This window comes from Paludisphaera rhizosphaerae (assembly GCF_011065895.1).
GTDB lineage: Bacteria > Planctomycetota > Planctomycetia > Isosphaerales > Isosphaeraceae > Paludisphaera > Paludisphaera rhizosphaerae.
Genome location: NZ_JAALCR010000005.1, coordinates 276,441 through 298,379, shown reverse-complemented (window position 1 = coordinate 298,379; position 21,939 = coordinate 276,441). Strand labels below are relative to the sequence as shown.

The 21,939-nt window shown below is 67.3% G+C and carries 18 protein-coding genes; 9 read left to right on the top strand and 9 right to left on the bottom strand.

What is annotated here, in order from left to right:
* The first annotated feature begins 299 nt into the window (after positions 1 to 299).
* The 4 genes from G5C50_RS08840 to G5C50_RS08825 all read left to right on the top strand — a co-directional run bounded on the left by G5C50_RS08840 (position 300) and on the right by G5C50_RS08825 (position 4,403).
* A complete protein-coding gene (locus tag G5C50_RS08840; protein ID WP_165067887.1) occupies positions 300 to 1,958 on the top strand; it encodes an RNA polymerase sigma factor in 1,659 nt (552 codons plus the stop codon).
* Between the two features lie 150 nt (positions 1,959 to 2,108).
* Positions 2,109 to 2,381 carry a ribbon-helix-helix domain-containing protein gene (locus G5C50_RS08835; RefSeq protein WP_165067885.1) on the top strand — a complete coding sequence of 91 codons (273 nt, stop codon included), beginning with the start codon at positions 2,109 to 2,111 and terminating at the stop codon, positions 2,379 to 2,381.
* Positions 2,382 to 2,451: 70 nt separating this feature from the next.
* A complete protein-coding gene (locus tag G5C50_RS08830; protein ID WP_165067883.1) occupies positions 2,452 to 3,657 on the top strand; it encodes a hypothetical protein in 1,206 nt (401 codons plus the stop codon).
* A gap of 176 nt (positions 3,658 to 3,833) precedes the next feature.
* A complete protein-coding gene (locus G5C50_RS08825; protein WP_165067881.1) occupies positions 3,834 to 4,403 on the top strand; it encodes a DUF302 domain-containing protein in 570 nt (189 codons plus the stop codon).
* A gap of 13 nt (positions 4,404 to 4,416) precedes the next feature.
* Here G5C50_RS08825 and G5C50_RS08820 read toward each other — a convergent pair whose 3' ends face one another.
* The gene (locus tag G5C50_RS08820) at positions 4,417 to 5,433 is read right to left on the bottom strand and encodes an Ldh family oxidoreductase (protein WP_206107622.1); all 1,017 of its coding nucleotides are present in this window, start codon (positions 5,431 to 5,433) and stop codon (positions 4,417 to 4,419) included.
* Between the two features lie 137 nt (positions 5,434 to 5,570).
* On the opposite strand from G5C50_RS08820, the gene G5C50_RS08815 reads away from it, so the two are divergent.
* The 3 genes from G5C50_RS08815 to ribA all read left to right on the top strand — a co-directional run bounded on the left by G5C50_RS08815 (position 5,571) and on the right by ribA (position 9,005).
* A complete protein-coding gene (locus G5C50_RS08815; RefSeq protein ID WP_165067879.1) occupies positions 5,571 to 6,866 on the top strand; it encodes an exo-alpha-sialidase in 1,296 nt (431 codons plus the stop codon).
* Between the two features lie 60 nt (positions 6,867 to 6,926).
* Positions 6,927 to 7,532, top strand: a complete 606-nt coding sequence (locus tag G5C50_RS08810) for a hypothetical protein (RefSeq protein WP_165067877.1) — start codon at positions 6,927 to 6,929, stop codon at positions 7,530 to 7,532.
* A 180-nt stretch (positions 7,533 to 7,712) separates the two neighbouring features.
* Positions 7,713 to 9,005 (top strand): GTP cyclohydrolase II, encoded by a 1,293-nt coding sequence (gene ribA, locus G5C50_RS08805; protein WP_165068006.1) that lies wholly within the window; start codon positions 7,713 to 7,715, stop codon positions 9,003 to 9,005.
* 24 nt (positions 9,006 to 9,029) lie between these two features.
* On the opposite strand, the gene G5C50_RS08800 is transcribed toward ribA, so the two are convergent.
* Genes G5C50_RS08800 through G5C50_RS08785 form a run of 4 tightly spaced genes read right to left on the bottom strand, consistent with a single transcriptional unit; the run spans position 9,030 to position 14,123 of the window.
* Positions 9,030 to 10,865: an FAD-dependent oxidoreductase gene (locus tag G5C50_RS08800; protein ID WP_206107621.1), complete on the bottom strand. Its 1,836-nt coding sequence runs from the start codon at positions 10,863 to 10,865 to the stop codon at positions 9,030 to 9,032.
* 54 nt (positions 10,866 to 10,919) lie between these two features.
* Complete coding sequence (locus G5C50_RS08795; RefSeq protein ID WP_165067875.1) at positions 10,920 to 12,242, bottom strand: DUF5009 domain-containing protein; 1,323 nt, start codon at positions 12,240 to 12,242, stop codon at positions 10,920 to 10,922.
* A 7-nt stretch (positions 12,243 to 12,249) separates the two neighbouring features.
* On the bottom strand, positions 12,250 to 12,861 hold the full coding sequence (locus G5C50_RS08790; RefSeq protein WP_165067872.1) for a hypothetical protein: 612 nt from the start codon (positions 12,859 to 12,861) through the stop codon (positions 12,250 to 12,252).
* Complete coding sequence (locus G5C50_RS08785) at positions 12,858 to 14,123, bottom strand: ADP-ribosylglycohydrolase family protein (RefSeq protein ID WP_165067869.1); 1,266 nt, start codon at positions 14,121 to 14,123, stop codon at positions 12,858 to 12,860. The genes G5C50_RS08790 and G5C50_RS08785 overlap by 4 nt, the downstream gene beginning before the upstream one ends.
* A gap of 467 nt (positions 14,124 to 14,590) precedes the next feature.
* On the opposite strand from G5C50_RS08785, the gene G5C50_RS08780 reads away from it, so the two are divergent.
* Entirely contained in the window at positions 14,591 to 14,782 is a 192-nt protein-coding gene (locus tag G5C50_RS08780; protein WP_165067867.1) for a hypothetical protein, read from the top strand.
* A gap of 104 nt (positions 14,783 to 14,886) precedes the next feature.
* On the opposite strand, the gene G5C50_RS08775 is transcribed toward G5C50_RS08780, so the two are convergent.
* The 4 genes from G5C50_RS08775 to G5C50_RS08760 form a co-directional block, all read right to left on the bottom strand.
* Positions 14,887 to 17,292, bottom strand: coding sequence for a sialate O-acetylesterase (locus tag G5C50_RS08775; protein ID WP_165067865.1), 2,406 nt, complete (start codon positions 17,290 to 17,292; stop codon positions 14,887 to 14,889).
* 308 nt (positions 17,293 to 17,600) lie between these two features.
* Positions 17,601 to 18,482, bottom strand: a complete 882-nt coding sequence (locus G5C50_RS08770) for an SGNH/GDSL hydrolase family protein (protein ID WP_165067863.1) — start codon at positions 18,480 to 18,482, stop codon at positions 17,601 to 17,603.
* 22 nt (positions 18,483 to 18,504) lie between these two features.
* The gene (locus G5C50_RS08765; protein ID WP_165067861.1) at positions 18,505 to 19,563 is read right to left on the bottom strand and encodes an AI-2E family transporter; all 1,059 of its coding nucleotides are present in this window, start codon (positions 19,561 to 19,563) and stop codon (positions 18,505 to 18,507) included.
* A gap of 115 nt (positions 19,564 to 19,678) precedes the next feature.
* Positions 19,679 to 20,116 carry a type II toxin-antitoxin system RatA family toxin gene (locus tag G5C50_RS08760; protein WP_165067859.1) on the bottom strand — a complete coding sequence of 146 codons (438 nt, stop codon included), beginning with the start codon at positions 20,114 to 20,116 and terminating at the stop codon, positions 19,679 to 19,681.
* 137 nt (positions 20,117 to 20,253) lie between these two features.
* On the opposite strand from G5C50_RS08760, the gene G5C50_RS08755 reads away from it, so the two are divergent.
* Positions 20,254 to 21,891, top strand: coding sequence for a sigma-70 family RNA polymerase sigma factor (locus tag G5C50_RS08755; protein ID WP_165067857.1), 1,638 nt, complete (start codon positions 20,254 to 20,256; stop codon positions 21,889 to 21,891).
* Positions 21,892 to 21,939: the final 48 nt, after the last annotated feature.

Below are 21,939 nucleotides of genomic sequence, written 5' to 3'. Positions count from 1 at the left end.
CTAGGGTTCCAAAACCACGATGGTGATCGAGAATCTCGACCCTCAGTCGCGTCGAGGCAGCTGAATTCGACGAGTCTGGTGATTGAAATGAATGGAGGGCCAAGGGTGAATGCCCAGCTTCCCGCGTCTGCGGTCGGCCTCCCTCGGTTCAACTCGAACGAAACGCCGAGGGACTCACGCTGCGGGGAGATCTGCTTCTCCGGTTCCGTCTCGGAAAAAAACGTATGAGATGCATCCCCATCGGGTAATCCTGGGTTGTGGTCGGGAGATCGAGCCACGTTTCAGGGATGGGTGAATCGGTGAAAGGGACCGTAGACGGACTTCGCACGCTGATCCAGGCGGGGGCGATCGGGTCGCTCCCGGACGATGTTCTGCTCGATCGGTTCGTCGCGACCAGCGAGCCGGCCGCCTTCGAGGTGCTCGTCGGGCGTCACGGGCCGATGGTCTGGCGCGTCTGCCGTCGGATCCTGCGCGACCACCACGACGCGGACGACGCCTTCCAGGCGACGTTCCTGGTCCTCGCCCGCCGGGCCGATGTCGTCCGCCCCGGCGACCGGCTCGTCGCCTGGCTTTACGGCGTCGCCTGCCGGACCGCCTTGAAGGCGCGGGCGATCCGAGCCCGTCGCAGGCTGCGCGAAGTGCAGGGGGACGCCCACGAGCCCTGGACGACGCCCACCGACCCGCGCGGCATGCTCGTCGAGACGCTCGACCGCGAACTGATCCGCCTGCCGGAGAAGTACCGCATGCCGATCGTCCTGTGCGACCTCGAAGGTTGCTCGCACCGCGAGGCGGCGGACCGGCTGGGCTGTCCGATCGGCACCCTCTCCGGCCGCCACTCTCGGGCCCGCAGCCTGCTGGCGGATCGCTTGCGGCGACGGGGCGTCACGCTCTCGACGGCCGCCTGGCTCGCCCTGGCGGCCGAGGAGGCGTCCGCCGTCGCCCCGATCCCGAAGGCCTTCGCCTGTGCCGGAGGCGCGACGGCCGTCCCCGCGGCCGTCGCTTTGTTGACCCGTGAAGTCCAAGGAGGCCTGTTGATGACCAAGATCAAGACGAGCGCCGCGGTCCTGTTGATGGTCGCCGCGGCGGGGGTGGGCGTGGCCGGTTTCGCCCAGGGCCAGCCCGGGCAGCCGACCGCGAAGCCCACGGCCCCGACTCCGATCGCGCCCAGGACCGGCGACGGGGATTACCTGCTCAGGACCTACTACGTCGGGGACATCCTCGGCGCCGACGGCAGCATCCCGGACGGCCGCGCGATCACGGACGCCGATTTCATCGCACTGGCCGGACTGATCACGCGGACGATCGCGCCAGAGACCTGGGAACAGGGCGGTCAAGCAGGCCCGCAAATCAAGCCGCTTCCCCTGAACCTCAGCATGCTCATCCGCCAGGACCGGTCGACGCACGACCGCATCGGTAGGCTCTTAACGGGGTTGAGGCGGCTCCAGGCGGCTCGCCTCGACGCCCCGCCGGCGTTGCTTCCGCCCGCACCGCCGACGCCGACCATGCCGAGCCCACCCGGATTCGTCTCGTCAGTCGATGGGGCTCCCCCGTCCCGCTTGGCTGCGAACCCCCAGCCTCCTGTGAGCCCGATCGTCCCCGCGACGGAACTCGTCAACCGAAGCTATGAGATCGGCGAGTTGCTCGGGATCGCTCCCGGTCCGGTCGAAGATCAAGATGCGATCCCGGACCCGGCCTGGCCTCTCCTGGAATTGATCGCTGCGAAGGTCGAGTCGCAGAGCTGGGTCACGCAAGGCGGACGTGGCACATTGCGCCCCTACTTCGCGCACGTCGTCAAGTCATCGCCGGAAGGCGGCCACGAGGTCGACCCGAACCGACCTCTCATGGTCACTGTGCGGCAGACGGCCGAGGTCCAGCGTCAGGTCAAGGAATTCCTCGACGGCCTACGTCGCGTCAATGAGGCGAGAAAAGCCGTACCCTCCCCGAGCGACCCACGCTAGGCGACGCTCCGCCGCCCTTGAAATTGGCGATATGGACGAGGGGTGGGCCGAGGACGAACCCCGGAGCCGATCGCGTCAGTCGCCGCCGACTGCCTAGGATTTTAACCCTTGCTACAATGAGGCGGTCCTATCCGGGGGGAAGTCCGACCCATGACGACGATGAATCTCTCGCTTCCCGACGAGATGATGGCCTTCATCGAGGCGCAGGCGGCGCTCGGAGGCCACGCGTCGGCCGCGGAGTATGTCCAGGCCCTCATTCGTGAAGCCCAGAAGCGCACGGCGAAGCAGGAGCTGGAAGCCAAGCTGCGCGAGGGGATGGAGAGCGGACCCGCGACGGAGATGACCCCGCGGACTGGGATGGGTTGGAACGCCAGGTCTGGGAACGTCGCCGGGTCGGTGACGCAGAGTCTCCACCGGCGGTAAACCCCACTTGAATTGCCGAAATCGAAGCTCAAGCGACGGCCTACCTGAGATCTGGAAGAATTCCCCAGCCGTGAAACTCTCGAATCTCATCCGACGTTTCAGGGCCAAGGTCGCCAGGGCGGGCGTCCCGCTGGCTGAATTGACGCCACGCGACGGCCTGCGGTTGCTGCTCCGGTTTATGGAAGATGACCCGGCGAGCGAGGACCTTTTCTTGAGTGCGTGTTGGGAAGACGTGAGCCGTTACGGCCCGTCGATGGAAGGCTTCGTGTTCTCGGTTGTCGAACGCAACCCCGACCTGATTGGAGGCGACTTCTCTCTCCTCTTCCAGGTAGGAGCGAAGAACGAGATCGAAGAATTCCCCGACCCGTATGGGATCAACCACCTCGAGCGTTGCTTCCATTATGGCGATCTCGGCGTCGAGTCCCAGGTCGCTCACGACGAGAACGAAGTGGAAAGCCCCCCGGTATTGTTCACTGCGGACGTTGACCCCGTGGCCTTCCTCGCTCGCTGCGAGGATTGGCCCGCTTTCCGAGCTTTGGGAGACACCCGCGCGGCCGGCGTCGTGATCGAAGAGACAACCGATTCGCGCTGGGCTTACTACGATTGCTGGGGCTATCGCGATCACAGGCGGCCGATCGTCCACATGACCGAGGACGAATGGCTGCGATCCGACGACGTCGGCCTGATGCTTCGCTGGTATCGCCAGGATTGGAAGGGCTCGCAGGACAACCTGAATCGGCTCATCCGGCGTTATCTGCTCGCCTGCTGTCGCCGTATCGAGCTTCTGCTTCCTTATTGGGAGAGCCTGATGACCCTTGAGGTCGGAGCCTGGGAACTGGAAGGAAACGCGGACGACATAAATCTCGGGAATGCCCAGTACATCGCCGAGGGAGCGGCCTTTCACATCGACTTCGGTAAGGAAACTGAAGAGGTCGCGCGTTGGTGCGAGAAGGTCTCACGACTCTCGCCCCAGGAACTCGGCGCGATGATCGCTTCGCCTCGCCCCGGCGACGACCTATCTCCTTACGGCCTGTTGCAGAAAGCGGCGTATTTCGTCGAGCAGTCCCTGTTCTATCCGGGCTGCCCTCCCGAAGGCGTCGAGCGTTACCGCATCTTCATGCCGGTTCCGTTGCTGCGTGAGGTCGTCGGTAATCCGTTCTCGGTAAACGGGCCGACGCGTGAACGTCATGTAACCGCCAGGCACATGACCGCCGAGGATTGGCAGGAACTGGAACGCCTCGCCCGCCGCAAGGCTGAGCGTTGGATGTCAGGATGACGTAGGGCGACAAAAGGCCTTCCCCGAGAGGGAAGGGACAGGCCATCGGTCCACACTCGCTTCTCGACCGGCCCCCCTTGATTTTCATTGCGTCACCCCTAAGTTGTATATGCGACTTGTGGTGAGATAAGCCGGAGCCTGGAGGCTCCGTTGTTCATCAAAAGGGGAGGATACCGATGCGTGTTGCGAGGGCTTTGGGAGCGGCGGTTTTGCTGTCGGCTGCCTGCTTGGCGGCGGGAGCGGGAGCAATGGGCGAGAAGGGGCGTTCACGGTTCACGGTGGAGCACATCCGCGAGACGTCGGCCCGGCCGTTTGCGGAGGCGACGGCGGCGTTCGAGGCGCGTCTGGGTCGGCATGACCCGGTGCCGGCCGCGACGTTGGCCCAGGGCGCGGCCCCGGCGGAGGTCCGGGCGGCGATCGAGAAGATGGCCGGGCCGAGCGGATTCATGATCTTCGCGAAGCAGGACCACGGCACGCTGCTGGGGCTTGTTGGCCCGAGGCGCAAGGTCGTGCAGTACGTCGTCGGCAATCCGCTGTTCGCCGTCGAGATGACCCGCCACGACGTCGGCGCAGCGCTGTATGCGCCCCTTCGCGTGCTGGTCTACGAGCCCGAAGGGGGAGGGACCTGCGTGGAATACGACCTGCCGTCGAGCCTCTTCGGCCGCCTCGGCGATCCCCAGGTCGATGCTGTCGCCGCCGACCTGGATCGCAAGCTGGCGGACCTCGTCGCCACATCGTTGCGGTGACCTCCCGCGACGCTCAAACCAACATCGCCCGGACCTCGTCCAGCAGTTTGCGGGGGATCAGGACGCCCTCGGCTTCGCTCTTTCGTCGGGCCTCGTAGCGGCGGAGCGAGGGGAGGCGGGCGCCCTGGGAGACGACGCCTTCGAAGATCGCCTCGGCGCGGGCGAGATGCTTCGGGGCACCGTCGCCGAGCATCCGGGAGGGGTCGATCGCCAGGAGCAGTTCGCCGCCGAGCGGGGCGCCTTTCGCGCCGGCGTCGTAGGCGATCGAGTCGACGCTGGTCAGGTCGCCGATGAGCGGGCCAGCGATCAATTCGACCATCAGGGAGAGGGCCGAGCCCTTGTGGCCGCCGAAGGGGAGCATGGCGCCTTCGAGGATCTCGGCGGCGTCGGTGGTGGGCGTTCCCGATGCGTCGACGCCCCATCCCGGCGGCGTCGGGCGGTCCTCGCGGCGGTGCAGTTCAAGCTCGCCGCGAGCCGAGGCGCTGGTGGCGAAGTCGAAGACGAAGGGGTCGCCGGCGGGCCTCGGCCAGCCGAAGGCGATCGGGTTCGTCCCCAGCAACGGCCGCGAGCCCCCCGCCGGCGCGACCCACGCGTGGCTGGGCGTGAACGCGAACCCGACGAGACCCTCGCGGGCGATCGCTTCGACCTCCGGGAAGAGCGCCGCGAAGTGGCAGCAGTCGTTGACGGCCATCGCCGCCAGGCCGACCTCGCGGGCCTTCTGGACGAGCGCCGGCAGCCCGCGACGGAAGGCCAGCGGCGCGAACGCGCCGCCGGCGTCGACGCGGACGATCCCTTGCGCGGCGTCTTCCACCACGGGTTCCGCGTCCAGCGAGACCTTCCCCGCCCGGATCGAGTTCATGCACATCAACAGTCGGAAGATCCCGTGCGACCCGCCGCCGTCGCGCTCGCCGGCCGTCATCACGTCGGCGCACGCCTCCACGTGGGCCGGCGCCAGGCCGTGTCGCGTCAGGACCGACGCGACCAGTTCGTGAACCTCGTCCAGTGTGAGCCGCTCGCGATCGTCCATCATCACTCCGATGCCTCCGGGTCGTCGAACCCGGGACATCGAGCATAGGGAATGCCTGCCGGCGGCGTCGAGCCCCGGTATACTCGGGCCGGCGCCTGAGGGTTCGCGTCGAGCAAAACGGGCCGGTTCGAGAGGAAGCCATGCGAGCGAACGGCGAGAGGTTGTCGGTCGGCCGGCGTGAGGTGATTGCGGGCCTGGCCGCGGCGGGGGCGGCGGTCGCGGGTCAGGCGAACGCCCAGGCGCCGCCTCCTCCCAACCCCAATCGATGGGTCCACCCGGGCGTCAAGCAGGTCGAATTGTGGCCCGGGCCGGGCGGCTATCCCTGGGCGGCCAGCGGCATCAAGCAGTGGACTCGCGAGGCAATCCTCCGCCGCGTCGCGCCGGGGCGATTGATCTGCACCTGGACGACCGGCGGCTTCTCCGAGCCAGTCGACGGCAACTTCACGATGATCGCCCGCAGCGACGACTCCGGCGCGACGTGGTCGGCCCCGGAGGTCCTTTTCCGCCACGCCCATCGCGGGTTGTTCACGACCGAGCTGTTCGTCCCCCGCGACGGCGAGGTCCACGCGTTCCTCCAGACCTATTCGCTGGGGACCTGGCTGACCCAGATCCAGAGCTTCCGCGCTGTCAGCCGCGACGCCGGCCGGACGTGGCAGGGGCCGCACTCGATCCCCGGCGGCATCCACAACGTCTGGGTCAATCAGGGGATCGTCCTGGCGAGCGGCCGCTGGGTGATCCCCGTGAGCTGGGCCGAACAGATCGGCGACGAGTGGTGTGAGCCCTCCGCCGGCCGTCCTCCCGACGAGCCCCGCGTCGGCTCGCGGACGCCGCCGCAGGTGGTCCTGCCGCACGGTTCGGACAGCCAGTTGATCTACAAGGCGGCGAACGCCTGGGCGACGCGCCAGCATCGCTACTGCGTCGGCGCGATGCTCTCGGACGACGGCGGCCAGAGCTTCCGACTCCGCGGCTACCTCCACAACGACGACCCTCGCCACTTCTACGAGCCCAAGGTCGTCCCCCTGTCGGACGGGTCCGTCGCCATGCTCGTCCGCGAGGGGAAGGACGGCTGGCTCTGGCGGAGCGACTCGGCGGACGGCGGCGAGTCGTGGTCGCCGATCCGAAGATCCGACATCCCCAACCCGTCCTCCAAGTGCCGCCCCCTCCGCGCCCGCGATGGCCGCATCTTCCTGCTCAACAACCCCGTCGGCACGGATGGCAAGGGGGGAGGCCGTCGCAGCCCGCTCTCCCTCTGGATCAGCCGCGACGATATGAAGACCTGGGAGACCAAGGTCGACCTCGTCGCCGATCCGTCGTCCAACCTCAACTACCCGGACGGCTACATCGACGAGGAAGCCGGCGAGATCCACTTCGCCTGGGAGGACGCCGTCCGCGTCTACCTGATGCGCGTGCCGATGGACGTCAAACCGGCCCGCTGAGCCGCACTCGAGGCGACGAGACTCACCACCCGCCGCGTCATCCGTTGGAGCCACTCGTAGATGAGGCCTGCCGATCCCGTCGAATTTCGGGCGAAAATGTGGATATGTCGTGTGGAGGCAGTCGTTGGTGGTTTATTGACTTTGAACTTCGTCGTGCTGATCGCATTGATGATCACACATCGTCCTAACAAGGGCGTGGACGTGAAGGACGGTTTAATCACCCTGGGCATGGGGGGAGTATGCGCCGTCCTCTTCGCCCACGGTGTTTACAGCCTACGGGTGAGACGCCGCCCGTTGCTTCGGATCTGTCGTGAGGGAATCGAGGCGCTGGTGATCGGCGAGTCCTGGCTCGACAAGATTCCCCTCATACCGGGCTTTCTTCGAATCGTCTGGCTCCTTTTGTCTGGGCAAGGATTCCGATCTCGCGTCGTCCGTATCCCCTGGATGCGCCTCGGCGATTCAACCCTCCACGGAACCTCCTCCGGCCGTGTCCTGGAGATTTCCGGGACGACGGATTATGGCGAACCTGAAACCATCTACTTCACCGAATTAAGTTTCCGGCTTCCCGTCACCAGAATCGCTGAGGCGATCTCGTCCTATCGCAACGGTTCCAAGATCCCGACCACGCTTCGAAGCTGGGACGATCAGGGCCTTTTCATTCGATGAGGGGGGGGCGGAAGGACGATCGCCTCACGCCGAAAGCGAGGCGCGAAGGGACGGGCTCGACCGGGTCGCTTGGGAGTCATCCTGATTTCCCCTGGCCTTCCGGCGTAGAATGGAGCGAGGTTCGGCGCGCTCGGGAGGTTCCCGACGATGGGCGGGCCGGGAAATGGATGGATGGGGACGATGGGGTACGAGTATTCCAAGGTCGAGGACGCGATCGAGGCGCTCAAGGCGGGGCGGGTGATCATCGTCGTGGACGACGAGGACCGCGAGGACGAGGGGGACTTCGTCGTCGCCGCCGAGCGGGCCACTCCCGAGGTGATCGAGTTCATGATCACCCACGGTCGCGGCCAGGTCTGCATGCCGATCATGCCCGAGGTCGCCGACCGGCTCCGGCTCGATCCGATGGTCAAAAACAACACGTCGACCCACGAGACGCCCTACACGGTCCCCGTCGACCACGTCTCCTGCCGCACCGGCATCAGCGCCAGCGAGCGGGCGTTGACGGTCGCGGCGATCCTCGACCCGGCGACCAAGCCCGGCGATCTCCTTCGCCCCGGCCACCTGTTTCCGCTCATCGCCAAGGAGGGGGGCGTGCTCCGTCGCGCCGGCCACACCGAGGCGGCCGTCGATCTGATGAAGCTCGCCGGGCTGACCCCCGCCGGCGTCATCTGCGAAATCACCGACGGCGTCGGCATGGCCCGTGGCGCCCGGCTGCAGGCCGTCGCCCGCGAGCACGACCTGCCGATCATCTCGATCGAGGCCCTGATCCGCTACCGCCGGACCCGCGAGAAGCTGGTCAACCGCATCGCCGAGGCGGACCTGCCCTCGAAGTACGGCCACGGCCGGATCCTCGGGTATCGCGTCCAGCACGAGCCGGGCAACGAACCGGTCGCCTTCGTCATGGGGGACCTGCAATCGGTCGAGGCCCCGCTCGTCCGGCTCCACTCGTCCTGCTTCACCGGCGACCTGCTCGATTCGCTCCGCTGCGATTGCGGCGACCAACTTCACATGGCCCTGGAGATGATCGCCGCCGAGGGCGTCGGCGCGCTCATCTACCTGCCGCAGGAAGGGCGGGGCATCGGCCTGATCGAGAAGATCCGGGCGTACAACCTCCAGGACAAGGGGATGGACACCGTCCAGGCCAACCTGGCGTTGGGCCACCGCGCGGACATGCGCGACTACGGCCCGGGCCTCCAGATCCTCAAGGATCTGGGCCTGACCAAGATCCGCCTGTTGACCAACAACCCCAAGAAGACCGACGCCTTCATCTACTACGGCTACGACCTGAAGGTCGTGGCGCAGGTCCCCATCATCGCGCCTCCCCATGAAGAGCGTCAGAGTTACATGGACGCCAAGCGCGACAAGATGGGCCATCTGCTGCCGCCGCGTCCCTGCTGCGCCGGCGAGGGAGGCTCGTGCACGACCGCCGAGAGCCCGGCCGCCCAGACCAGCAACGGCGTCGTCGGCGCCTGATTCACACTCACACGAACCGGAAGCTCATCGAGAGGGTCGAGCGGCGGCTCGCAGCCAGTCGCCGCGGGTGGTGCGGCCGTCGGCCTCCGGGAGGCCGTCGACCCGCAGGCCGAGCCCCTCGGCGAGCTTCCGCCAGCGCGCGGCCAGAGGGGCGTCGAGCGGGGCGTCCAGGCTCGCGGCGTGGTTCGGGAAGGCCTCCAGATACGGGCTGTCCTTCCGCTTCTTGTGGGGCCCCGGCGGCGAAGTCGGGGCGAGGCCGTGCAAGCCCCCGGCCGTGCCGATCGTCTGGACGATCTCGAAGTCGGGGCTTCCGGGAGGAACGTCGGAGACGTAGATCGTGGCCGAGCCCGCTCGATGGAGACTCTCCTGAAGCCGGACGATGGGCACGCTCTGGACGGGGCGTGCCTCGACGCGAGCGAGGTGCGCGGCGTGCCCCGCCGCCTGGCCCAGCGACATCCAGATCGGCTCCAGCCGAAGGGCGCAGAAGCCGACGTGCGATGAACTCGCCGCCCCCGGCGCGAGCAGGTTGTCCACCTGTTTCGGCGTGAGGACCCCGTAAGGGATCTGGTAGGGCTTCGGGACTTTGTAAAACTCGCCCGTGTGACGACCGCCGAACCGAGGGCCCTCGTGGTTCGTGCCGTGGCAATTGTTGCCGTAGTCGCCGACGGCGATCGAATCGGCGTGGAGCACGGCGCGGTTCTCGTCGGGGAGCGACTCGGCGTCCTTCTGCGTGAACGTGAAGGCCCCTTCCATCCTCCTCGCCTCGCGGACGTAGAGCTGCGGGGGAAGGCCGCCGGTCTCCTCGAATTCGTCTCGACACAGCCCCCACGAGGCGGCTTCCTCGCGATACTGCGCGGGGACCTCCTCGTCGTTTTGCAGGAAGTAGAGCAGGCCGAGGGTGTCGTTCATATGGTCGGCGGCGATCCGCTCGCGCTCGGCGGGACCTCCTTCGGGCCAGCCAAGGTTCCGTCCCGGCAGCGACAGCCGGATCAGCCCCTTCGAGACGTCGTTGATGTCGTACTTGGCGTTCGGCAGGGGGGGGACGTGGGCCTTGAAGATGCAACCGTCGGGATAGCCGAAGATCGATCGGAAGCGGCCCGCCTTGAGCATCTCCAGGACCGGCTGGTAATCCTCGCGACGGTAGCCGGCCGGTCGCGGCGGGGCGACGCGGATTCGCGGGTCGCGCGTCATGATCAGGCGGAAGTTGTACGCTTGAAGCTCCCCGTCGGGTTGTTCCGGCGCGAGCGACTCGCCGAACTCCGCGCGGCCTTCGCGACCGACCCGGTACGGAACCCCGGCCGCGGCCAGGAGGTCGCCCTCGTAGGTGGCGTCGATGAAGACGTCGGCCGCGACGGTCCACGCCGTCCCATCCGGTTTCACGAACGTCGCCGAGGTTACGTGGGGGCGGCCTTGAGCGGACGTCGTGGCGACGCTCGTCAGGCGCGCGCCGGTTGCGACGGTCGCCGTCTTCCTTTCGGCGAGCATCTCCCGGAAAACGGCCAGCGCGACGCTCGGCTCGGCGAAGACGCCGTGAAGGGAATCGCGGACCTGCGGCGAGTCGGCGCCGTACTTCGCGGCGTAGTATGCCTGAACTCGTCGCGAGTAATCGAGGAACGCGCCGGAGAGACCCTCGAACGTACGGAGGTCCGTGTGCGAGAGCCCCGAGGCGGCCAAGCCACCGATCCGCGCCGAGGGCTCGATCAGGAGGACGTTCTCGCCGTCATCGGCGGCCGCGAGCGCGGCGGCGATTCCGGCCGGTGTCGCGCCGTAGACGAGGACTCCGGATCGCGTCGGCCCTTGCTGGGCCTGCGCCAGTCCCACGGACGTCATCGCCAGGATCAGCAGGACGAGCCCTCTCATGGCGTCCTCCGGAAGCAAGTCACCTTGGGTCGTATGAAAACAGGCTGCTGGTTTTCAGAGCCGAACCCGCAGGCCCAGGCGAGCGATCGCCCCGGTCAGGCCGCAGACGAACAAGGCCATCGCCAGCGATCCTCCGACGACGATCCAGGCGTTCGGCGAGTTCTTGTAAGCGAGCACGGTCCCCCACAGGCCGGCGGCCGAGACGCCCTCGACGACGATCGGGTGCAGGAAGTACGCAATGAGCGGGTTGGCCCCGGCGGGGCGGACGAGGATCGTCCAGCCTCGCCAGCCGTGGACGTCGACGACGAAGTAAAGCGCCAGCCACAGCAGCGCCGCGAGAGCCGCCGTCCAGAGGCACCACGTCGGCGTCGCGGCGTTCTTGTTGATCCCCTCGAACGTGTCCGTGACCAGCCCCGCGACGAATAGTCCAACTGCGAAGACGCCGACCCACGAGGCCCGATCGCGGGGCGTCGATACATCCGATTCCCGGCGCAGGATCGTCCCCAGCAGGCAGCCGGCCATTGTGATCGCCGCCAAGGAACCCGTCGCTTCGCCGAGATTCACGTAGGAGCCGATCACCTCAACGATTTGCTGCAGCCAGGCGATCATCGGTCGGACGGGCTCCAGCCACGCCTTGCTCTCAACCCTTCCGAACAGCCCGCCGCGCTCCATCGCCAGGTGGAGCAAGATCAGGACCCCCATCGCCCCCATGAGCCACTCGCGACGCCGCCCGAGCGCCAGCGTCAGGAGGGCGACCGTCAGGTAGGCCCAGCCGATCAGCCCCAGGATGCCCCACCAGCTCGTTCGGAGCCATCGCCAGCCTTCAATCGTCCCGTAAAAGGGGAGCGACGTGTTCACGGGATCGCGACGATAGACCGCCAGCAGGCCGATCAAGGCGACGACCCCCAGCGCCTTCAGGATGAGGAACGTCGTCCGCTTCGTCCCCGGCTTCGTCGGGGGGGCCGACCAGGCGAGGATCATGGCGATGAACGCCGCGAGTTCCCAGGTCGGCGAGCCGAGCGTCTTGTCCCGGCCGGCGTTGTTGGCGATCACGCCCATGATGAGCAGGCCGGCCGTCCGCGCCAGGACGTGGCCGACCTCGCCGGCGACCGTCGCCCCGCGCGCGAAGGCCCGCTCGAACGCCAGCGGGATCGACACGCCGACGATGAACAGGAACCAGGGGAAGACCAGGTCGGCGACCGTCATCCCGTCGGCCGACGACGGCTCGATGTGGTGCAGCCACGAGGGGGCGGCTTTCCCCAGATCGTTGACGAAGACCATCAGCAGGATCGTCAATCCGCGGAGGACGTCGACCGACTCCACCCGGCCGGGCTCGGCGACGAGCGTCGGCTCGGCCGTGGTTTGCAACTCCGTCAACGGCCCCTCATTTCTTGTCCTTGTCGACGATCTCCAGGAACGTCGGCCCCAGGAAGATCCAGTTGCCGGGCGTGACGGAGATGGGGCCGTTGATGCCGAAGACGGCCAACGAGTAGGTCTTGCCCGGCGCAGGGTCGGCCAGCTCGACGCGGTTCGGATAGTTGAATCCCGATGCGACGTTCCCCCCCGCCTGACCGACCTTGTACGGAAGTTGGCCGTCCACCCAGACCTCGCCGTAGTCGTCGACGACGGTCTGGAAGAAGACGGATTTCCCCTCGACCCCGGGGGGGAGAGTGACCTTGATCCGGTACCAGCAGAAGCAGATCTGGCCCGTGGATCGACGGTCCTTGAGGGTCTCGGGGGCGATGACCTCCCATTTCGAGTCGTCGTAGTCCGCGGCCATCGCGCGGGGTTCGTAGTTGTAGGTCTTGTTGGGGGAGCCGTCCGGGTTCTTGCCCGTGACGGGGACGAGCGTCACGTCATGCCAGCGCCATTCGCCCTTGACCGATTCGACGCCGGCCTTCGTCCGCAGGTCGATTTTCTTCGGCTCCTCGCCGCGGGTGGGGGCGGCGAGAGCGACCAGGGCGGCGAGGACGGTGAGGCATGATCGAACCGTCATTTGTTCTTCTCCGTGATGAGCGACCGCTCCTCGGCGGTGAGCCGTGAGTCGGCTTTCGGGCCGGGCTCCCAGCACGATTCGAGCGGCCGGGGGCGGGGCGTCTCGACGGGGATGACGAAGGTCTCGGCGCCGTCGGCCGAGCGTTCGATTCGGCCGCCGGCCTTCGTCACGGCCTGCGTTGCGAGGGCGTCGCAGACGGCCAGGATGTCGGGGAAGGCGTAGTCGGTGGAGTTGAATTTCGTCTTCTGGTCGAGGGCGCTTGTGTACTTGGCGGGGAGCTTCGCGGCGCCGATGCTGGCGAACAGGACGCCGGCGGCGTTCGAGGGGTTGCAGTCGGAGTCCTGCCCGCAGCGGGTGGAGATCACGATGGTTTGTTCGGGGTCGCCCTTGCCGTAGAGCAGGCCCATCGCGATGTACGCGCCGTTGATCTTGGCGTCGATGTTGAACTTGTACGGCTCCTTCTCGTTCTTGCTGCACGAAAAGCGGCGGTAGGCGAGGTTCTTCTGGTACTTGTCCTCGATCTTCCGCCAGGCGGCCTGCCAGTCGTCGGGGGTCTCGTGATACCACTTGAGGACGTCGGAGATGCACTCGTGGTACTGGCTCTTCTCCGGCATGGCGGCGAGGCCGGCGCGGACGATCTTTTCAGGGTCGCTCTCGAAGAACGCCTCGGAGTACATCGCGCCGACGAAGTCGCCGCCGTAGAGGCCGTCGCCGTAGTTCATGAGCCGGCCGAACGTGTCGCCCAGGCGGATGACCGTGTTGGGGAGGCCAGGGGCGATGAGGCCGGAGAAGTCGGCCTCGATCTGGTAGTCGATGTCGTCGGCGTGATCGTTGAACGCGGGGTGGCCGCTGTCGGGCGGGGCGATCCCTTCGCGGAGTCGGTCGCGGGCGGCCTTGTTGGCGTGCCAGAGCGGATACTTGCTGTTGGCGAAGTCGATCCCCGCCTGGCGGGTCGTGGCGTCGAGCCCGTACTTCTGGAGCGTCCGCAGGAAGGTCATCTCCACGTAGATGTCGTCCTGGTCGAACTGGTTGATCGTCTCGGGCTTCCAGGCCGGCACCTTGTTCGCCGGCACCATCGCCCCCTGCCAGCGGAACTCGGTCGGCCCGCCGATCCCCACGCCGGCCATCTGGCCGATCCAGCCGCCCTTCATCTTGTCGCGGTATTCCTCTCGCGACAGCCGCCGCTCCCTGGGCGGTTCGCCGGCCGAGGACTGGGGAACAATCGCGAGTAGAGCGACGACGAGCGCCGATGAGGTCTTCATGGATCTGATCCTTCGATGCACGCCGTTGCGTGACTCTGTCCGCCTCGGCCGTACGGGCTGTCTATACCTCCGGATAGATTGACCCAGGGGAAGGGGGAATGCAACGAGGTCGCGCTGCGGCGAGCCCCCTCGCGCTCTTTGGATGCCTGGATACAGCGGTTTACTCTGGGATGGCATACAAAGGAACCGGCGACGGCGTCCCTTCTCCCCTGGTGGGAGAAGGTGCCGCGCAGCGGCGGATGAGGGGGGGCGCGACCGACGCCGGCCGTTGGGATCCCCCTCATCCGGCCCTTCGGGCCACCTTCTCCCACCAGGGGAGAAGGGAGGTCTGACCAACAATCGTCCGCAGTTCCGGAGAAAGCCGCTGTAATCTCCACACCCCACGTCCGCCCCTTCGAGAAACCTTGATAACCCCCCATGCGGGACCGAAGGCCGGCCCCGGACGATCGGCGTGAGGGGGGTGGGCCATGTCTCGCATCAAGGCTTTGATCGGCGTCGTGTTGCTCGTCGGCGTCTGCCTGCTGCTGGTCCTGCTGACGAGGCGGACCACGTTCACGGACGTGGACGTCGCGGCGATGGTAGCGGCCGCGATCGTCGGCCATGTCGGGGTGATCTGGGACGAGTTGCGGAAGGCAGGCGTGATTCGGTCCCTGGGCTGACGAGTCGGCGAGATGCGATGGCGGGAGGAATGGAAACGGCCGACGTCCACCGTGGGGAGGGCGTCGGCCGTGGGCTTTTCGAAGTCGGTGCTAAACCGTCGCGCTCACTCCGCCTTGCCGGTGGCCGCCCAGATGGTGCCGCGGCGGATCCAGGCGGGGACGTTGGAGTCGGTCAGGGCGTTGACGTCGTGGCCGAGCACGCACGAGAAGACGCGGCCCTTGCCGTATTCATTGACCCAGATCACGGCCTCGTCCTTGCCGGTTCCCTTGGGCTTGGCCGGGTCGGAGAAGGCGGTGGCCAGCACAACGGCGCCCTCGGGGAGCTTGGAGTTCTGGTAGAGCTCGTCGATGGCGTGGTCGAACTCGGCGGGGAGGCCGTCGGAGATCGGGTGCTTGGCGTCGGTCTTCTTCACGGTGAAGGCGTGCGCCGGGCCGTGGAAGCCCTGTTTCCGCCAGCCGCCGAGGGCCTTCTCGTATTCCTCCCAGTTGGGGTTGGTGAAGGCGCTCGAGGCGAAGTGATACGAGACCAGCCCCTTGCCGTCGTCGTGCACGGCCTTGAGGAAGGCCGCCTTGTTGGCGTCGGACCACTGGCTCTCCGGCGAGCCCTGCGGGGTGTTGCGGTAGTTCAGGACCAGCACGTCGTACTTCTTGAGGTTCTCGTCGGTCAGGTCCTTGCTCGGCGTCGTGGTCACGTCGACGTCGAGCTTGCCGCCTTCGGACAGTATCTTCTGCAGGGCCTCATGGGTCTTCTTCCAGTCGTGCGCGCCCACCTCGTCGCCGGTGATGATCAGGGCGCGGGGCTTCTTCGGGGCGGCGGCCTTGGGCTCCTCGGCCTTCTTCTCCTCGGGCTTCGGCGCGGCGGCGGCGACGGCCGGGGCCGGCAGGATCGGGTCGAGCGGGACGGGGCCGAAGACGGGGACGGCCATGTCGGCGGAGTCGGTCAGGTTGCAGTAAGGGTCGTAGCCGTAGCCGTACCAGAGGAACGAGCCCGGCGGGATCGCGCCGAAGGTCTTGAGCACGACCGAGTCGCGGCTGACGCCGACGCGGGCCTCGTAGATCAGCGGGATCGCGGACCCGTCGGCTTTGCGGACCGAGAAGCCGGCGATGTGCGTGGCGGGCTTGAGGCCGCCGGCGTCGGGAATGGCAAGCGAGCCGGGCCTGAGGCCGCCGACGGTCATGACCCCCAGCGTCCCCGGTACGTTGAAGCTGTTCGGCCCGCCGGCGTCGAGGCGGTTCACGCCCCGGAACTTCACCTCCAGCGTGTTGTTCGGGCCGAGGGCGACGCGATCGAAGGTCGGCGTCGACGCGCCGATCAGGCCGAACTGCTGACGCTGGGCGATCTTCGCCAGCCTCGCGCCGGCGCGCTTCAGGCCCTGGGCGCCGACGTGGATCGGGTCGTCCAGTTCCAGGTCGATCACCGAGACCACGGCCGTGTTCGAGAGGCGGTCCGGCAGCACCCGCTGGGCCTCTTGCACGCGATTCCAGCCGGTGGAATCGCCGTGGATGGTGAACCGGCCGATCTGGACGAAGTAGAACGGCAGGTCGGCCTGGCCGAGATCGGCGCGGACGGCTCCGATGAAGTCGGCGAAGGTGCGTTCGAAGATCAGCGAGGCCTCGGGGGTCTGGTCGCTCTCGCCCTGGTACCAGAGCACGCCCTTCACGCGGCCGCCGGCAAGTTGGATCTGCCGCATCATCGAGCCGTAAAGGCTCTTGCTCCCTTCATCCTTCTTGGCGGGGTTCCACTGGGCCATGCTCGTGCCGCCGTGGGCCGCCGTCACCAGGCCGACGGGGACGCCCGTGGCCTTCACCATCTCAACGGCGAAGGGGAGACCCAAACCGGCCCCCTTGGTACGCGTCTTGTGGTCCTTGGCCGAGCGTTCGGCGCGGGTGGCGGGGTCGCCGGAGTGGACCGGGTCGGGCGAATCGACCAGCCAGTGGAGCGGTTCGACGGCCTGAACCCACTTGCCGTCCATCCCCAGAGCGGCCACCCGCGAATCGGGGGGCGTGACGTCAAGCAGGTCGCCGACGCCTTCCATGTTCGACTGGCCGGCCAGGACCCACAGATCGCCGACGTAGATCGGCCCGAGGGGGATCATCGCGGCGGCGGGAGAGCCAGGTGGATTGTAAGTCACGTTGAGCGTATACGGCCCGCCCGTCGGCACGCCGACGAGCTTACCGTCGACATACGGCGGCGACAGTATTCCTGCGGCTCCTGTGAGCGCCACCCGGACGTTCTTGGCGTCCTTGAGTGAGTCGTCCAGGACGAGCGGGACGTCGGCCGTACCGTTCGCGTTGCGCTGGAAGACCTGAAACGGGGCCGGAGACTTGATGAGCCCGTCGGCCCGAGCCGAGGAGACGAGACCTCCGGCCGGGACTTCGCGAGCGGCCTGGACCGGCATCCCGCCGAACTGGGCGTGACCGTTCGTCGCGAACCCGATCGCCGCGGCCAGGCTGAGCAGGCCCGAAGCGAGGCGGCGAGATCGGGCCATGATGGAAGGAGAGGTCGGCATGTTGGTGTTCCTCCGAGGACCGGACGGCCCGGCGCACTCTGCGCCAGGCCGCGGAAAACCGCGGACGGTCACCGATTCAGAGGAGGCAGCCCACGGAACGGTCAGATGCGGGGGAGGACCGCCGTCGGACTCGCATCCGACGATCGTTCTGAACCCAACGCCGATCCCCCCTCATCCGGCCCTTCGGGCCACCTTCCCCCGCGAGGGGGGAAGGCCGTTCGGATGGCTTCCCCAAAATCCGTGACGGTCGGGAAAGCCACATCGTAGCCCTCCCCAAGGGCCTCCGAAAGGGAGTACGCCGGCGCCGATCAGTCGCTCGTGAACGCCGGACCTAGCATTCGCCAGACGGCGTCCGCCATGGCATTCGCGCCGGCTTCGGTCAGGTGGACCGAGTCGGACGTCGTCCCCTGGCGAAGCAGGACGCCAAGCAGGACCCGCTTTGGGATCAGATGGACCCCGTAACGCCGAGCCAGCCGGCGCTGCGATCGGCCGAAGGCGTTGAACGTCGGCGGCAGGGGGAGTTCCATCATGACGACCACTCTCCCCGGGCGGACGACTTCTGCAAGCAGTCTATCGAGGCCCTCTTCGAAACGCGCGACAGGCGTTCCGCCGAGCATGTCGTTGCCACCGATCTCAAGCAGGACGAGGTTTTCCGCCGGGGTAATCTCCCTCGCCAATCCGATCGCCTCGGCGACCCCCGCGCCCGCTCTGGCGTGGGTACGCACGTCGATGCCGTGCTCGCGGCCCAGGATTGTGGGCCAGCCGACGACGTGGGCGTCGCCCGTACCAGCCGTGAGCGAATCCCCCACAACGCCGAGCATCGGCCGATCGAGCCGGGGCAGGGCGGGGATAACGTGATACGTCGCTTCCAGCATCACCGCCGCGAGCCAAACCGCAGCGACCCCGAGCCTCAGCGCCCCCACGGTTCGCGCCGAGAGCTTGCCGACGTGCCACTCACCGACCGCCCAGGACGCCGTCCAAACGAAGAGGATGACGTATGTCCAGACCGGCAGAGGCGTCGCTGACGCGACAACCAGGATCGTTCCGGATCCTACCAGCGCGTTTCTCGTCGCTCGCAGCGGCGTTCTCTTCGCGCGCGTCGAAAGCCACGCCGCGGCGATCAGGCACGCCGCGCCTGTGAAGAACGCCTGGCCGCTGGCGACGTGATGAATGAGCCAGGCCGACGGCATCGCCCGGAACTCCAGACAGGGTTCAGGTCGTCTCGCCTTCTCGGTCGCCGAGGGCGTCCTTGATGTACAGCTCCTCGACGAGCGTCTTGATCGCAACCGCCAGCGGCGCGGCGACGATCAGGCCGACGACGCCGAAGAGGACGCCGGCCAGGGCGATCGCGAGGAGGGTCAGGACGGGCGGGAGTTCGGCGAGCTTTTGCTGGATCAGCGGCGTGACCACGTAGCCTTCCAGCGATTCGGCCACGGTGAAGACCAGGATCGCCCAGAGGGCGGTTGACGTCCCCTGCGTCAATGCGGCCAGCACGCCGACGACCGCTCCGACGATCGGCCCGATGTAAGGGATGGCCGTCAGCAGACCGGCCACAAGACCCAGGACCAGGAACTGCGGCACGCCGATCAACTTCAGGCCGATCCCTGAGATGACCCCGACCGTCGCCATCGCCACCATCTGGCCGAGCATCCAGCCTTTCAGCCGCTCGCCGACGGCGGTCAGGACTTCGCGGGCGCGGGGGCGTCCGGCGGGCGGGACGAGTTGCATCAGGCCGTCGACGTACGTCCGCGGCGAGCCGGCCAGATAGAGCGTCACGAAGATCAGAACCACCGCGTCGCCGGCCGCGCCGAACGAGGTGGCGAAGAACCGCGCGACCTGCGAGGCCGCCCCGCTCGGCTCGCCGGTCATTGCGTCCTGGGCGGCGGGCAGCCACCGGAGGATCTCGCGTCCCCAGGTCGACTGACGAAGAAACTCACGGACGCGGTCGATCGACTTCGGCAGTTCCTCGCTCAGCTTCGAAAGCTGGTCGGCGGCCGTGGAACCGACGAAGTAGACAGCCCCGGCGACTGCCAACGCCAGGACGACCAGCAGGATGGCGAACGCCCATTTCGGCCCCAGCCCGGTGCGACGCCCCAGCGCATCGGCGGCCGTCCGAAGCAGGATCGCGAGCAGGACCGCGGCGAAGGCCAGCAGGAAGACCGACGCCGCCTGCACGAAGACCATCGCGGCCGCCGCAACCCCGGCGACGACCACAGTCGCGATCAAAACCCGCTGCACGTACTCGGCGCGGGAGAGAGGATGCCCTTCCATGCGATGCCGTTCGTCGTGAGTTGGGAACGCGCAATCCTCGCGACGGCGAACGCCACCGTCCTGGGACGCGGCGCTCCCCTGACGAGGTCATCCTATGGGGAGCCGCTCGAACTGGTCAAGCAGCCCCGATTCGCTCAGCCGCCCGTTTGAGGGCCCGCAGCCGACGGCGCGACTCCACCCCAAAGACCGCCCGAAGCAGGCCGGACAGCAGCCGAGGCCGGCCGATCAGGCTGTAGGAAAAGTCGACGCGGGTCTTTCCCGGACCGAGGCTCGCGAATCGCCACGACCCGGCGAACGACTGGAAGAACCAGGGGCCTCGGGTCATCTCCACCGCGCAGGTCGACGGCGGATTGAACGAGACGTAGCGCGTCTCCATCCCCAGCCCGTTCCGCGCCACGCACCAGGCTCGCACGCCGACGGCGGGGCTCTCCGCGTCGCCCACCAATCGCGCTTCCCTGAGGAACGGATCCCACGAGAGCCGCCGCGTGTAATCCTGCGTCAGCGCGAAGAGAAGCTCGGGTTCGGCGGTGATTTCAATGGAATCGCGGAACATGCCTGGCGCTCCGTGCAGTGGACCGGACTTCCAAAGTTTATCGCAAATTCCTCGAACTCATGGATAGCTCGCGGTCCCTCGCGGCACTATGTGGAGAGTTCAAGGGCTTGTCTGGGCCAGGGAACCGGAGGGCGCGCATGGCGGAAGCGGCGAGGGAACTGTCGACGCTTTTCCAGTCGGGGACGGCGATCGGGTTGACGGACGGCGAGGTGCTCCGGCGCGTTGCGCGAGCGGCGGACGACGAGGCCGAGACGTTCTTCCGGATCATCGTGGAGCGGCATGGGCCGATGGTCCTGCGGGTTTGTCGGGGGGAGTTGGGGAACATCCACGACGCCGACGACGCCTTTCAGGCCACGTTCCTGGTCCTGGCCCATCGGCTCCGCGAGGCAACTCGCTTCGAATCGATCGGCGGCTGGCTGTACGGCGTGGCGCGACGCGTCTCGGCGCGGGCCCGCGCCGATGCAGCCCGACGCCGCAGTCGCGAGCGTTCCGCGGTTCGCCTCGCGGTGGTGGGCGAGGAGCTATCCGAGGTCGGCCACACCCTGGCGGTGCAAGAGGAGGTCGGGCGCCTGCCGGCTCGCTACCGCGAGATCATCGTCCTCTGCTTCTGGGAGGGGCTGACGCAGGAGCAAGCCGCGGCTCGCCTGGGATGCCCGATCGGCACGGTGCGGAGCCGGTCGGCCCGGGCCCGGGATCTCTTACGGCGAAGGCTCGCCCGCCGAGGACTTGCGCCTGAGGGGGTTGAGACCCCGTCGCCGTCTGTTCCCGCCTCGCTGGCTCTCGCCGCCGCCAGGGGAGCGGCCGAGACCGTCGCGGGAAGGTCGGCGGAGGGGGTCGTCGGAGCCTATGCAATGGAACTGGCCCATCGATTGATGAGGAGCATGCTGATGTCGAAGTTGGTTTCCACGAGCCTCGTCGCGATCCTGGCGATCGTCGCCTCGATCGGCCTGGTCAGGGCGGCCGCCACCCAGGAAGACCGCTCGTCCGTGAAGGCGAAGGCCAAGGACCTCGACGATCCGAAGCGGCCTCCCGCGTCGGTCCGAACGGATTACATCGTTGATCCGCCCGACCTGCTGCTCGTCGAGGTCCTCGACGCCCTGGAAGGCCGGCCGATTTCGGGGGAGCGACTGGTCCGTCCCGACGGTCGAATCAGCCTGGGGTTCTATGGAGAAGTCGAGGTCGCCGACCTGACCATCCCACAGGTGAAGGAGAAGATCGTCCTCCATCTGAAGAAATACCTAAACGACGAGATCCTGGGACTCGTCGCGATGAATCCCGAGACCGGCAAGCTCGACCCCATCGATCCGAAAGACAGCGACCGAGTTTTCGTCGACGTCACGGCCTACAACAGCAAGCCCTACTACGTCCTGGGCGAAGTCGCCCAGCCGGGCAAGTTTCCGTGGACGGGAGGGGACAAAATCCTCGACGCCGTCCTCTATGCCGGAGGTTTGAACTCCGAGGCCGACGGGCGTCGCGTACTTGTCGTTCACGACAAACCTCGGCCCGGCCAGGCTCAAACGGAGGTTGTGGACGTCGAGGGCCTGCTCAAGGGGGAAGAGAACGCCGTCAACGTCCCGATCCGCCACGGTGATCGCGTGATCGTCAACAAATTGAAGCCGGCGAATCCGAGTCGACCGGCCGGAGTCGTCGCGGCTCCATCCCCTCCTCAGCCGAAGCGGGAACAACCTCGTCGCGAGCCGACGGCCTTTGAAATCCAGGACCAACTCAACCGCATCGAGGAACGCCTGGACGCTCTGATGAAGAAGCTTGAATGACGCCCGCGCGTGGCGATCCCACGGAATCGACCGTGACCTGCCATGCCG